Origin of the sequence: Idiomarina sp. UBA3176 (genome assembly GCF_002364295.1) — a bacterium.
GTDB classification, from domain to species: Bacteria; Pseudomonadota; Gammaproteobacteria; order Enterobacterales; family Alteromonadaceae; genus Idiomarina; species Idiomarina loihiensis.
Genome location: NZ_DEXU01000017.1, coordinates 52755 through 64835 on the forward strand (window position 1 = coordinate 52755; position 12081 = coordinate 64835).

Sequence of the window (12081 nt, forward strand, 5' to 3'; positions counted from 1 at the left end):
TTAAGCTTTTAAAAAATTAACGCGCCTGAATTGATGACTCATCAATTTGCGCTTGAAACCTTTGTTGTAAGTCTTGTACGCCGGCGTCTCCGTGTAATATTTCACACGCGCGCTGGTGACGGTATTCATTGATATGCTGTTGCACCATTAAAGGTGTTGGCTGGCTCGGCACGCCAACTTTAAACTCTACCCTTGCAGTCGCCCCTAATAACCCGGCCAAAGACTCTCTGACGGCCTGACTGGTCGATTCGTTCAATAAACTTTTTTGTTCTTCAGCCACCAGAATCAACCAGTCGTCATCGCCAAGCTTTTGCAGTTCGGAGTTTAACAACACCTGACGAGCCAGCCCGGAAATGTCCATGCCTGCTATCATGGCACTCCATTTATCAACTTCGGCGGCTTCGCGGATATCGTCATTTAATTCTGGCAGTTCTTCGTTTAATTCGTCTTTTGATTCCGGCTGATGCTCGGGGTGAGCTTCTGGTTCGGCTTCTGCCGGAACAGTTAACGCCACCGGCGAGCTGTTTTCTGTCTGGCTGTTTAATGTTTTGTTGCTATTGTCGGGATTTTTTTTTTCAGCCAGTTGCTCTCGCACGCGTAAAAGATCGGCTACGCCAGAACTGCTCTGCGCCGCTGGCTCAGGCGTTGGCTCTGCTGTTTGATCTGCTGTTGGCTCAGGTACTGGCTCCGACTTAGCGGCCTCTTCCATATGATACGGAGGCGCATCATTATGATAGAAGCCCGCATCATCATCCGGTTCAGAGTAATTAAATTCAGGAGGCTCTTCATGCTCACTATAAGACGGTTGCATAGGCTCCGATAATTCCGCTTCAGGCTGCGGCTCTGGTCCTGCCTGCGGTGTTACTTCTGCTACAGACCCGGCTTCAGTCTCAGTCACTTCCTGAGCAGGAGCCGTTAGCTTCGACTCAGGCATATCAACAGCAGACGAGTCTGGTTCAGTAATGTTGTAATCGCCCTTTTCTGCCGGGCGGAAACACAGCAGCCGCAATAAAGTCATTTCGAGTCCGCTACGTGCGTCTATAGCGTAAGCCTGCTCGCGGCGACCTTCCAGAACCGTGCGATAAAAAACCTGAATAAGTTCAGCCGGCATGCGTCGCAATAATGGTTTCAGGACATCACTGTTTTCGAACACATTAGCGGCACTGGGTACTTGCTGAACCAACGCCAGCTGATGCAATAAGCTTTGTAGCTCGACCAGCACCGAACTCAAGTCCGGTACCATGGATACCATACTGTCCACACGTTGCATTACAGCTTCTGCATCCCCTTCGAGAACAGATTCCAGTAATGCGGCAATATCGGCCACGGGCACGTTGCCGAGCATACGTCTGACACTGTCGATACTAACCGAACCGCCACCCTGGGCAATAGCCTGGTCGGTTAAGCTAAGCGCATCGCGCATACTGCCACGGGCAGAACGAGCCAACAGTGGCAGCGCTTCGGAATCAGCCTGAACCTGTTCCTGCGATAAAACATAGCTAAGCTGCTGCGTAATATCGTCGTTCGACAAGGCTTTTAAATTAAACTGCAGACAACGCGATAAAATGGTAACCGGTAGCTTCTGCGGATCGGTGGTCGCCAGCAGGAACTTTACGTGCTCCGGTGGTTCTTCCAGTGTTTTCAGCAGAGCATTAAAACTGTGCCGTGACAGCATGTGCACTTCATCAATTAAGTACACTTTATAGCGGCCGCGGGTGGGCCGATACTGGACGTTATCAAGTAACTCGCGGGTGTCTTCAACTTTGGTTCTTGATGCTGCATCAATTTCCAGCAAGTCAACAAACCGTCCCTGCTCTATTTCAAGACAGGCACTGCATTTGCCACACGGCGTTGCCGTAATACCTTCTTCGCAATTCAGTGCTTTAGCCAGGATTCGTGCAATGGTGGTTTTACCAACCCCGCGGGTACCGGTAAACAGATAAGCATGATGAAGCCGCTGCTTGTCTAACGCGTGCTCAAGCGGCTTCAAAACATGTTGTTGGCCGACAACTTCTGCAAACTGCGAAGGTCGCCATTTTCTTGCCAGTACCTGATAACTCATAGGATGGATTATTAACTCTGTTTCATTAAAACTGACATAAGGTATAGCACGCAACGCCGGCCTGCTGCAATTTATCTTCACCGCCGAGCTCAGGTAAAGAGACCACAAAAGCGGCTTCTACAACGTCTGCGCCGGAAGACTTAATCAACTGACTTGCAGCTACCACGGTTCCGCCGGTAGCCAGTAAATCGTCGACAATTAGCACTCTGTCGTTTTCAGTCAAAGCGTTTTCATGCATTTGCAATTCATCTGAACCGTACTCTAACTCATAATTCTGACGTGTCACTTTACCGGGTAACTTCCCCGGCTTTCTTAACAAAGTAACTCCACACCCCATGGCATAGGCTAATGCGGAACCAAAAATAAAGCCACGGGCTTCAACAGCAGCAATTTGTGTTATGCCCTGCCCTGCATAGCGTTGCTTTAACGTATTAATGGTTAATCTGAACGCATCCGGGTTTTGTAGTAAAGGCGTTATATCCCGGAAAATAATACCTGGCTTAGGGTAGTCCGGAATGGAACCAATAGAGTCCCTTATATCAGTCGTGGCTGATTCCATAATCTTAGTCTCATCATTATGCGACAAAGCGCACCGCCCAGGATTTTAGCGTATCCAGCAGAAAATCCTCGTTCAAAGGTTTAGCCAGACATTGAGTCGCACCGGCCTTTAATGCCTTTGGCTCTATCTCTACCAAATCCTGAGTTGACATAAACAACAATGGAGTACGGTGATAAGCGTCTAAATCGCGCAGGTTTTTCAGTAAAGACAAACCGTCCATAACCGGCATTTTGTGGTCAAGCAAAACAATATCGAAGTAGCTCTGTTTCGCTTTGCTTAAGCCATCTAAACCATCCCGGGCTACAGTAACCTCAAAGCCAAGTGGCTTTATCAAGCTACAAATAGACTCCAGAGTTTTGTCTTTATCCTCGACAACGAGCAAAGTGACTGACATAAATGTCGTTTACCTGATAGTTAATGAGGATGTATTTAAGAAGAAAGAATTTGTGTTAAACGCAGAACCAGCGGTAAACAGGCCCAGAATAAGAACAACACTGCCGTAATAAGCAAAAATCGTTTGCCTGCCGGTTCTTTAAAGGTTTCTGATGACATAACTTTTACCTCTTGATGAAATCGGGGCTGATCATACTCGATCCTCGACAACGATAAAAGTTGAATTCAATTCTTTACCTTCAATATCAATTGTTGCCCGGCTAGTCTGTTTAAAGTCTGTTCGGCCCCTTGCTGTAGCTGATCTTTGGGCCATTGAGGGAGTAATTCAGGCAAAAGCTCGAGTAAGCTATTCAGTTGAATACTCTCTCTATTTTGTAGCTCTGTTAACAGTAAAAAAGTCATCGCATTAATGCGAATAAAGCGAACCTTATCGTTGTTATCGCGAAACACGATCAAAAAACGCGGTTCGGGCAAGGATTCCTGAGGCTGAAACTCAGTGCTTATTTCATCAACCGGGTACTGATATGACGAAACCATAGCCGTAGGGTTAAGTACAATAAGAGAGTCCGTCTTGAGCGCCTCTTCCGAGTGAATATAATTTTCAGGCCACGGCTTTTGCTCTACCGCCAGCTCTGCCCATTCATAGTGAGCCAGTTCAGCCGCAAAGATAAACAACTCGTCATGAGATTGCAGGTACTCAACAAAGCTTGCCGCAATACCAGTAAAATATGGTGACTGAGAAGAAAAGGTACGAAAAAACCGCTCTTTGGTTTCTGCCCATTCTTTTTCCGCTGCCAGCTTTTTGAGTACAGGAAATGCACTATCAATAAAACGAAAGATATTATTCCGCAGTAATCGCTGATAAACAGCCAGCCGCCGCGCTTCTATCTCATCCAGCCAAGCTTCGTCTACGAACTTTTCCGGCGCTTTTAACTGTTCCACAAAGCGATTTTGAATTTCTTTAAAAGTCATTTTACTCATGGCGAGCCTGTATCGCTTTTATCCTGTTCAACTCCTGGTTTAACTCTTCCAGCGAAGGGAAGTTGAAATCTCTTTCCAACAAAGTAGGGTAAACGCCGTGCCGCCCATAAGCATAATCCAGAAGCTGGAAAACTTCGTCTTTTACGCTGGCACCATGAGTATCAATATAAAGATCTTCGTATTCTTCGTGATGTCCGGCTATGTGTCCGTAGACAATTCGCTCAGAAGGCAGGCCATCGATGAATTCATAAGGGTCATAGCTGTGGTTTACACTGTTCACAAAAACGTTATTTACATCGAGTAAAAGTTTGCAATCACCTGCCTCAAGAACCTGATTAATGAATTCTAATTCGGTAAATTCCGGAGAGGGACTCGCGTAATAAGAGACGTTTTCCAATATTAAAGCTTGTCCTAACCTATCCTGAACTTGCTTAATTCGTTCGCCAACATAGGCAACGGCATCGACTGTAAAAGGAATAGGCAGTAAATCGTATAACTGGCCGTTATGAGAGCAATAGCTTAAATGCTCACTGTAAATTTCAATATCAAAGTCATTCAAAAAGCGCTTCACATCTTTCAGAAAGCTTTGATTCAACGAGTCCTGGCTGCCAATAGAAAGCGATAAGCCATGGCAGGTCAGTTGATATTTTCCGGCTATTTGGGCGAGTTTTTCCAGACGGGAACCTTTAAAAGGTATCCAGTTCTCCGGGGCTATCTCAAGAAAATCCGCATCAATATCTCCAGCTAAAGCAGCGTCAAGCAACTCGTTTCTTAAGCCAAGACCGACCGAATGAGACCTCATGTTTCTCTCCCCAGAAAACAAAAACCCGACACTGTGGCCGGGTTTTACTATGCAGTTATAAAAACGAAAAGTGGTTAATCGAGATCGATACCTTTTCGTTTAGCTGTAGACTTAATATAACCCTTCCAGCTACGAGCACTGCGACGTTGACCATCGAAGGTTGCAGCTTCATCAACATAACGCATAGCCTGGCGATAGTCACCACCATAGAAATACGCTTCCGCTAATGACATGTAGACACGACCTTCTTCATTACGCTCCAAATAATCCAGAGCCTTTTTTAGGGGAGTTGCTGCCGCAATATACTGTTCATTTAACAGCATCAAGTTACCTTGCTTGCGGTAGTACTCACCTTTATCATCACGTTCTTCAGCTGACTCAGCTGCGCGCTCATACCAGGAAACAGCTTTCTCAAGTTCTTTAGCGCGATGATAACTATTAGCGATAGTCGCAAAGTTCTTCGCAGTCTTTTCGATATCACCCGCTTCTACGTGCTTTTCCATAGTCGCAGCAGCTTTGTACGGAATACCTTCATTATCATAAAGTTGCACCAGCATTTTATACTGACTCTCCTTATCAAGATATCCAGCCAAATACGCGATTTCCATAGTTTGAAGAGACTTAGCTAAGTTTTCTTCTAACATATAAAACTGCGCTAACTGCGGCCACCATTGGGTGACTTCGGGCAACTTATTCAAACCTTCTTCAAGAACTCCTATCGCCTGAGGGTACATCTTACGCTCGTAGTAAGACGCCATCATTAACGTGTAGACATTCTTATCAGGTTTTTCAGCTGCTTCTAAAGACGCCTCGGCTAACGGAATGATTTCAGCGAAATTTTTCATCTGGTAATGCGCATTAGCCATGTACAAGAAGACCTGAGAGTCACGTTCGCCTGTAAATTGAACCCATTTTCTAAGGTATTCAAGGCTCTGCTCGTACTTCTCTTCTTGCAGACTAATTTGCCCAACCAGCTTCATAGCCGCCGCTTGGTCATTCCAACCGAGCACGTCCTGATCCACTGCGTTTTTCAAAACTTTTAAAGCATCAGCCATGCGCTCATCTGCTGCATAAAGATTACCAAGAAAACGATCCAGATACGCAGAGTCGTACCCAGGGTCAGGATCTTGATCTTCAAGAACCGCTATCGCTTCTTTGATTTTTTCTTCTTCATACAGTTCAAACGCATCCATGATTGCCCGACCAATACTCTGCGAAGCAGCCTTATTGTCACGAGCCTTCTTCTGCGCCTCAACGGTCTCTTTGTCCGGGATGTTGAAGCCAAGGTCCTGCGCCGAAGCCGGAACCGTTGTCATCGACATAACCGAAGCAAAAGCCAGGGCACTAACAAATGTTTTAACTGTATATTTCATTTCTTAGTTCCCATCCATTGTGAAGTCGAGCTGGACGGTCATGCCTTCCTGACGAACAGGCTTACCATCAATGACCTTGGGCTTATACTTCCAACGCAATAGCGCGCGCCGTGCCTCACGGTCGAAAACTCGACGAGGTTCAGAATCGATGACTTCAACGTCAGTTACACCACCTTGCTGGTCGATAGTGAAGCGCAGCTGTACCCAACCTTCGGTGCCGTTTCTTGCAGCTGAAGGCGGATAACGCGGTTCGATACGAACAATAGGTGTTGCGTCTCCGTCAGAGTTTAGTCCTCCGCCTGGCCCTGAAAGACCTGTATCAGCACCACCAACATCAACATCAAAACCCATGTTCATGTTCATGCCACTGTCTGATGTATCAGGCTCAGACTGTGGTGTTTCTGGTGGCTGCTCCGGCGGCGGCGGTGGCGGCGGCGGTGTACGCCGACGCTCCTGAACGTCAGACTCAGGTGGCGACGTTACGATGTCAATAACGGGCGTTGGAGCCGGCGCTTCGTTGCGCTGTGCTCCTCCGCCGATTAAGTAAGCCATGAAAGCAAACAGAGCAAACGTAACGGCGGCACCTAGTAGTAAAGATACTAAAAAGCGCACCATATTAGTTATTCTCCGCAGCTATGGATATCTTATCGATACCCGCTTCCTTAACCTGATCCATGACTTCTACAACGACACCATGTTCAGCTTTCTTGTCGGCCTGGATAACAACAACATCAGTTGGTTGTTCGGCAAGCATACGTTCAATGTTAGCGCCTACACGCTCAACATCCACTTGACGTTTATCCATCCAGACTTCACCAGTATCACGAATAGCGATAAAGATGTTAGCTGAAGGCTCCTTTGTCGTATTACTGGCTTCAGGCTTATTAACCTGAATACCCGCTTCTTTGACGAATGAGGTCGTTACGATAAAGAAGATCAACATAATGAAGACGATGTCGAGCATCGGCGTCATGTCGATCGACGCATCTTCCTCTTCTCGATTACGATTACGTGCCATAGTTTTACTCTCTTAGTGATGTGGCAAACTGTCAACAAGGCCTTCTTTCGCTCTACGCACTTTACTTTCCAGGCGTGTCGCGAAAAACATACCGGATAACGCAGCAACCATTCCCGCCATAGTAGGGATTGTTGCCATCGAAATACCCGATGCCATTAGACGAGGGTTACCCGTCCCTTGTACTGCCATGATTTCAAACACCGCAATCATACCTGTTACGGTACCCAGCAGCCCAACTAGTGGACATAAGGCAACACAAGTTTTTATCAACAGAATACGTGCATTCAGTTTATCGTTCGCTTCGGAAATCCATGCTTCACGGATTCTATGGGCGTACCATGAGGTGGTGTCCTTACGGGCATCCCATTTCGCTATAATGTCATTGCGAAGTTTAGGGAAAGCACCTGTAAGGTACCAATAACGCTCAATCATCAGTACCCACATTAGAAAGAGCACCCCCATGACGATGTACAGGACATCGCCACCGGTAGCCAGAAAATCCCTGATAGATTCCCAAAGTTCCATCAGGTAAAGCATGGGTTACTCCTTCTCCGAATGCGCAGCTACGATACCCGCTGCTTGCTCGTCCAGAATATGAACAATAGACTTGCCGCGAGAAGCCACAATACTGTGAGCCAAAATCAATGGAATAGCTGCAATCAGACCCATAGCTGTTGTTACCAACGCCATAGAGATATCGCCTGCCATGATCTTCGGATCACCGGTACCAAACAGTGTAATAGACTGGAACGTACCAATCATACCAACAACTGTACCTAACAGACCAAGCAATGGAGCAATAGCCGCAAGGATCTTAATGACGTTAATGCCACTTTCGACTCTCGGGGTTTCACGTAAAATTGCTTCGTCCAGTTTCAACTCTAAGTTTTCAACGTCTGCATTCTTATTCTCTTGATAAACCTTAAGAATACGGCCTAATGCGTTGTTGTCTTTAGGTTGCTCTGGGTTCTTCAACTGAGAGCGGATTTTTCCTGCAGCAGTTGTCAAGGTAACCAGTTTGAATACAGAAATTAACAGACCAAGAATTAATACTGCAGTAATTACATAACCAACAGTACCACCTTGGTGATAACGTTCAGACAACGTCGCTTTGTTAGTTAACAAGCTAAGAATCTGACCTTTAGAAGGATCTAAGAAAATACCTTCATAACCACTTTCTGTGTTGTAAAACTCTTGTGCTTGTCCAGTTGCGCCACCTTCAGGTTGACGACCTAATGGTTGTACCTGTTCAGTCGTGTCGTTGTAGACTAAGTAGTTGTCACCCTGAATCAAGTTGAAAACCCCAACACGCAATACTTCACGGTTTTCACTACCGCCGTCAAGTAAGGTTACATCAGTATTAAATTTAACAACTTTGCCTGACTCTACCATTTCAGTTAACAAGGCTTTCCAGAGCTCTTCCAGCTCTTCCAGAGTTGGAAGTTCTTTCGCTTCTGACAAGCTTTCCAGAACGTCTTCACGACCTGGATACTGTGCACTGATGATAGAAGTCGCGATACGACCGATAGTTTCTGTCGCAGCACCACGAACCACACCGAACATTTCACCTAAGGTACCTTTAGCATTCTCAAGTTCTTGTTCTTTGTTCGCCAGTTCAACTTCGTTTTCAGAAAACTCTTCCTGCAAACGTTTACCGCGAGCTTTTTCTTCTTCTAATTGCTTCTCTGCACGATTCAGCAATGCTTGCTTATCGGCACGAGCAGCGGTGAATTCACGCTCACGTTCAGCGTTCAGTTCACGAGAAGAAACACGGTTTTTTTCAACAAGCTGTAACAGCTCATCTAAACTTTTAGCTTCAGATTGATCCTGAGCCTGGGCAGCGAGAGTCGTACCTGCAGAAAGGGTGACTGCTGCTGCAATCATTAATGATTTAACTAATTTATTCATTCTGCACTCTCCGCTGCGAATACTGGAAGTTTCACCAGATCGTAAGCAAGTTGCTTACGTGACATACGAATCGCTTGGGTCAGAGGACGGATAAACTCGTCTTCCAAAGCAGTCCACTCATCGGTTTCATTGTTGTAGATCCAAGCATTTTTCAAGTCCAGAGACTGAGCTAAGAATGCAACACGACCCATGTGGAAGTAATCAACAGCAATTTGTTCGCCGTCAATTTCCAGGTTGCCCTGATACGAAATCAAACCTGAACCGTAGTCCATTTCGGTTTGATAAGCTTCGATGATTTGACGAAACTGCTCTGATGTAGAGACGCTTGAGCTGTCCATGATGTCGCGTAAACGCTCAACACGAGCCATACGCTTTTCACGGTGAATTGGAATGTCCAATTTCACAAACTGTTCAAGAGAGTCGATCATTTCATACATCAAAGGAACAACGCCCTGTTTGGTGCGCTCGATTCCGTCGATCTGCTTTTGAAGAGACTCAAGCGTTGCGTTTTGGTCATTAACCAAACGTTGTACATGGTCATTATAGACTTTCAAGTTCTCGTACTCAGCAACCACTGAACGATACTCGATAAGAAGGTCCTGACTTTGCTCGAACAAAGAGTCGATTTTATTTTGCGACTGTTCGCCGGCTTTCAAAACCTTCTGCTCTTCGTTTTGTAGCTTAGCTACATCTACTTGCTGTGCAGCGGCAACGCCAGTGCCAGCAAACGCCATCACACCCATAAGGGTTGCAGCGAGTTTGGTTCTTTTGATTACTTTGGTCATAGTTCCCAACCAATTTGACTTAACTTCCGCTTCAACGCCTAAGGCGTGAAACACCAGTTGTTTGAATGACGAAAAGATCTCGTTCTACACTTTATTATTATTGCCAAAGAAAGCAGCAATACTAAAAGATACTCCCACGATGGCTATACGCTGTCAACCAAGTAAACTGAGTCAACCGCGCTATAGCTGTCGCTTTGTATCCGGTGCAGAACACGGTTCTGGACTCTCGTAATTTCCAGATATTTTCTCGGACGACATCCTGTCGTCAACTCATTTCATACCCCCAGTTTTGGTACATGTATACCTAACTTGGAATATTACTCCTTCCTGAATAGTATCACTTTTTGATCGACGAACAACACTGACATTTCAATTTCAACGTTTTTTAAACAATTAATTTATTAGCCTATATTCAATGGTAGACCCAATTTCGTGACCTAAGTTTCAAAATCCTTTAATATAGAGGGATGAGAGAGATATTAAATGTAACCTCAATACAACATATTGAACAGCTGCTCAACACTTTACAGGGGCGAGCTGAGCAAATTGATGGGGAAAATAGAAAGAAACATCGCCAGCTTAGCGAAAATTGGTTTAGTTCGTCGCTGTTCAGCCAAAGTTCTAACCTGGCTGTAGATTACGTTGCAGAGACCCAAAACCTTTTTCGACAGCTTCAGAAAAGCGACAACCATCATGCTCAACGTTACCTTGCGGAAAAGCTCAGTCTGCAGCTAGAAGCATTAAATACAGCTTTCCGGGCTAATAGACCACCTAAACAACAGCAAGATCATCGCATTACTGCGCAAAATCAACTGCAGCAGATGCATCAACAATTAGTGACTTATCGTGACTACGAAAGACGACTGACAGAAAACCTGGATACGGCTGCTGCGGGTAATAACCCAACCATGATTCAAAGCGCGCAGCAACGCCTTAACCGCTGCCAAATGGCCATTGATTCTCTGGAGAAAAAGATTAGCCGTTATGAAGAAGGTTGACGTTCCTTTTATCTACTCACCTTTATACAGTGAATTAGATTTACCGCCCAGACACCGTTACCCAATAGAGAAATACCGCCTACTAAAAGACTGGGCGGTTAAACACGGAGCAACCAATAATCAATGGCATCAACCTGAGCCACTTAGCTGGGAACAGGCAGCACGAACACACTGTCCGGGCTATCTGTCTCAGTTACGGCAGAACAGCATGGATAAAAGCAGCTGGCGACGCATAGGCTTTCCCTGGTCAGAACAGCTATTGTACCGCACCCTAACCTCCGCTGGGGGCACACTGCTGACGACCGAACTGGCACTCACGAAGGGAGTTGCCATACACTTTTCCGGCGGCTACCACCATGCTCACAAAGACTGGGGCAGTGGTTTTTGTCTACTCAACGATTTAGCAATAGCCTGCAATGAAATACTAGTTCGCCATCCAAAACTAAAAATAGTGGTACTGGATACCGATGTTCATCAAGGCGACGGAACCGCCACGCTCTTCGAAAATGATAATAGGGTGTTTACCTGCTCAATACACGGGGAACGCAATTTTCCATTTTCCAAAGCTAGCTCTAACCTGGATATTCCTTTAGCTAAACATACCTCTGACAAAGAATACTTAGCGGCTCTCGAAAATACCCTCGAACGCATCAACCGCGAAATTAAACCCGATCTTATTCTTTACGATGCCGGTGTCGACATTTATCAGCGGGACGAGTTGGGTCATCTGAATATTAGTCTGGCGGGTATTTTTCAAAGAGACCTCACTGTACTACGCTTTGCTAAAAGACATAAGACTCCTCTGGCTGCTGTAATCGGCGGTGGGTATCAACGTAATTTACCTCGTTTAGTCAGAGCCCATGCTCAACTACTAAGAGCGAGTTATTATGTCTATACTGAGAATAAGCTCACAGAAGGATAAAGGTATGAAGTTTGACGACGACATTCATAATTATTACGAACGCTTAGTTGCAGACCGGATAGAAGAACTGGAACTGGAAAAGCAACACAGTCAGGAGTTTCTGGCTGATCTCAGTTGCCTGGTACTTAATCAGTTGCCGCCGCGTTACATTCGACACGAAGTTGATATGGCTTTCTTTTTACCACCGTCAAAGCGGCTGGACATGGAAATGCAGGTACACAAAGCAATAGCGGAAGCACTGGAATTTTTGAAAGGAAGAAAACGCCCTGACGGCGATTAA

15 protein-coding genes are annotated in these 12081 nt (G+C 45.7%); 3 read left to right on the forward strand and 12 right to left on the reverse strand.

Annotated elements, in window-relative coordinates:
* Nucleotides 1-16: 16 nt before the first annotated feature.
* The 12 genes from dnaX to B2U97_RS06740 form a co-directional block, all read right to left on the reverse strand.
* Nucleotides 17-2062, reverse strand: a complete 2046-nt coding sequence (gene dnaX / locus B2U97_RS06685) for a DNA polymerase III subunit gamma/tau (protein WP_114982002.1) — start codon at nucleotides 2060-2062, stop codon at nucleotides 17-19.
* A 25-nt stretch (nucleotides 2063-2087) separates the two neighbouring features.
* On the reverse strand, nucleotides 2088-2621 hold the full coding sequence (locus tag B2U97_RS06690) for an adenine phosphoribosyltransferase (RefSeq protein WP_011235082.1): 534 nt from the start codon (nucleotides 2619-2621) through the stop codon (nucleotides 2088-2090).
* A 16-nt stretch (nucleotides 2622-2637) separates the two neighbouring features.
* Complete coding sequence (locus B2U97_RS06695; RefSeq protein ID WP_114982003.1) at nucleotides 2638-3015, reverse strand: response regulator; 378 nt, start codon at nucleotides 3013-3015, stop codon at nucleotides 2638-2640.
* Nucleotides 3016-3050: 35 nt separating this feature from the next.
* Nucleotides 3051-3173 (reverse strand): hypothetical protein, encoded by a 123-nt coding sequence (locus B2U97_RS06700; protein WP_255801606.1) that lies wholly within the window; start codon nucleotides 3171-3173, stop codon nucleotides 3051-3053.
* 66 nt (nucleotides 3174-3239) lie between these two features.
* A complete protein-coding gene (locus tag B2U97_RS06705) occupies nucleotides 3240-3995 on the reverse strand; it encodes a DNA-binding domain-containing protein (RefSeq protein WP_114982004.1) in 756 nt (251 codons plus the stop codon).
* Entirely contained in the window at nucleotides 3988-4797 is an 810-nt protein-coding gene (locus B2U97_RS06710) for a DUF692 domain-containing protein (protein WP_114982005.1), read from the reverse strand. The genes B2U97_RS06705 and B2U97_RS06710 overlap by 8 nt, the downstream gene beginning before the upstream one ends.
* A gap of 74 nt (nucleotides 4798-4871) precedes the next feature.
* Nucleotides 4872-6170, reverse strand: a complete 1299-nt coding sequence (locus tag B2U97_RS06715) for a hypothetical protein (protein ID WP_114982006.1) — start codon at nucleotides 6168-6170, stop codon at nucleotides 4872-4874.
* 3 nt (nucleotides 6171-6173) lie between these two features.
* Nucleotides 6174-6785 (reverse strand): energy transducer TonB, encoded by a 612-nt coding sequence (locus B2U97_RS06720; protein ID WP_114982007.1) that lies wholly within the window; start codon nucleotides 6783-6785, stop codon nucleotides 6174-6176.
* A 1-nt stretch (nucleotide 6786) separates the two neighbouring features.
* The gene (locus B2U97_RS06725) at nucleotides 6787-7188 is read right to left on the reverse strand and encodes an ExbD/TolR family protein (RefSeq protein WP_011235088.1); all 402 of its coding nucleotides are present in this window, start codon (nucleotides 7186-7188) and stop codon (nucleotides 6787-6789) included.
* Nucleotides 7189-7200: 12 nt separating this feature from the next.
* A complete protein-coding gene (locus B2U97_RS06730) occupies nucleotides 7201-7725 on the reverse strand; it encodes a MotA/TolQ/ExbB proton channel family protein (protein ID WP_011235089.1) in 525 nt (174 codons plus the stop codon).
* Nucleotides 7726-7728: 3 nt separating this feature from the next.
* Entirely contained in the window at nucleotides 7729-9096 is a 1368-nt protein-coding gene (locus tag B2U97_RS06735) for a MotA/TolQ/ExbB proton channel family protein (protein ID WP_011235090.1), read from the reverse strand.
* On the reverse strand, nucleotides 9093-9881 hold the full coding sequence (locus B2U97_RS06740) for a DUF3450 domain-containing protein (protein ID WP_041291783.1): 789 nt from the start codon (nucleotides 9879-9881) through the stop codon (nucleotides 9093-9095). The genes B2U97_RS06735 and B2U97_RS06740 overlap by 4 nt, the downstream gene beginning before the upstream one ends.
* 467 nt (nucleotides 9882-10348) lie before the next feature.
* Between B2U97_RS06740 and priC the strand changes: the two genes are divergently transcribed.
* The 3 genes from priC to B2U97_RS06755 are packed head-to-tail and all read left to right on the forward strand — an operon-like array spanning nucleotide 10349 to nucleotide 12081.
* Nucleotides 10349-10879 (forward strand): primosomal replication protein PriC, encoded by a 531-nt coding sequence (gene priC, locus B2U97_RS06745; RefSeq protein WP_011235092.1) that lies wholly within the window; start codon nucleotides 10349-10351, stop codon nucleotides 10877-10879.
* Nucleotides 10866-11801: a histone deacetylase family protein gene (locus B2U97_RS06750; protein WP_286823133.1), complete on the forward strand. Its 936-nt coding sequence runs from the start codon at nucleotides 10866-10868 to the stop codon at nucleotides 11799-11801. The genes priC and B2U97_RS06750 overlap by 14 nt, the downstream gene beginning before the upstream one ends.
* Before the next feature lie 4 nt (nucleotides 11802-11805).
* Nucleotides 11806-12081, forward strand: coding sequence for a late competence development ComFB family protein (locus tag B2U97_RS06755; protein WP_011235094.1), 276 nt, complete (start codon nucleotides 11806-11808; stop codon nucleotides 12079-12081).

Coding starts and splice junctions, on each gene's coding strand:
- B2U97_RS06695 (WP_114982003.1), bottom strand. CDS start 3,015: ATGTCAGTCACTTTGCTCGTTGTCGAGGATAAAGACAAAACTCTGGAG.
- B2U97_RS06730 (WP_011235089.1), bottom strand. CDS start 7,725: ATGCTTTACCTGATGGAACTTTGGGAATCTATCAGGGATTTTCTGGCT.
- B2U97_RS06690 (WP_011235082.1), bottom strand. CDS start 2,621: ATGGAATCAGCCACGACTGATATAAGGGACTCTATTGGTTCCATTCCG.
- B2U97_RS06705 (WP_114982004.1), bottom strand. CDS start 3,995: ATGAGTAAAATGACTTTTAAAGAAATTCAAAATCGCTTTGTGGAACAG.
- B2U97_RS06740 (WP_041291783.1), bottom strand. CDS start 9,881: ATGACCAAAGTAATCAAAAGAACCAAACTCGCTGCAACCCTTATGGGT.
- B2U97_RS06710 (WP_114982005.1), bottom strand. CDS start 4,797: ATGAGGTCTCATTCGGTCGGTCTTGGCTTAAGAAACGAGTTGCTTGAC.
- B2U97_RS06755 (WP_011235094.1), top strand. CDS start 11,806: ATGAAGTTTGACGACGACATTCATAATTATTACGAACGCTTAGTTGCA.
- B2U97_RS06725 (WP_011235088.1), bottom strand. CDS start 7,188: ATGGCACGTAATCGTAATCGAGAAGAGGAAGATGCGTCGATCGACATG.
- B2U97_RS06720 (WP_114982007.1), bottom strand. CDS start 6,785: ATGGTGCGCTTTTTAGTATCTTTACTACTAGGTGCCGCCGTTACGTTT.
- dnaX (WP_114982002.1), bottom strand. CDS start 2,062: ATGAGTTATCAGGTACTGGCAAGAAAATGGCGACCTTCGCAGTTTGCA.
- B2U97_RS06750 (WP_286823133.1), top strand. CDS start 10,866: ATGAAGAAGGTTGACGTTCCTTTTATCTACTCACCTTTATACAGTGAA.
- B2U97_RS06715 (WP_114982006.1), bottom strand. CDS start 6,170: ATGAAATATACAGTTAAAACATTTGTTAGTGCCCTGGCTTTTGCTTCG.
- B2U97_RS06700 (WP_255801606.1), bottom strand. CDS start 3,173: ATGTCATCAGAAACCTTTAAAGAACCGGCAGGCAAACGATTTTTGCTT.
- B2U97_RS06735 (WP_011235090.1), bottom strand. CDS start 9,096: ATGAATAAATTAGTTAAATCATTAATGATTGCAGCAGCAGTCACCCTT.
- priC (WP_011235092.1), top strand. CDS start 10,349: ATGAGAGAGATATTAAATGTAACCTCAATACAACATATTGAACAGCTG.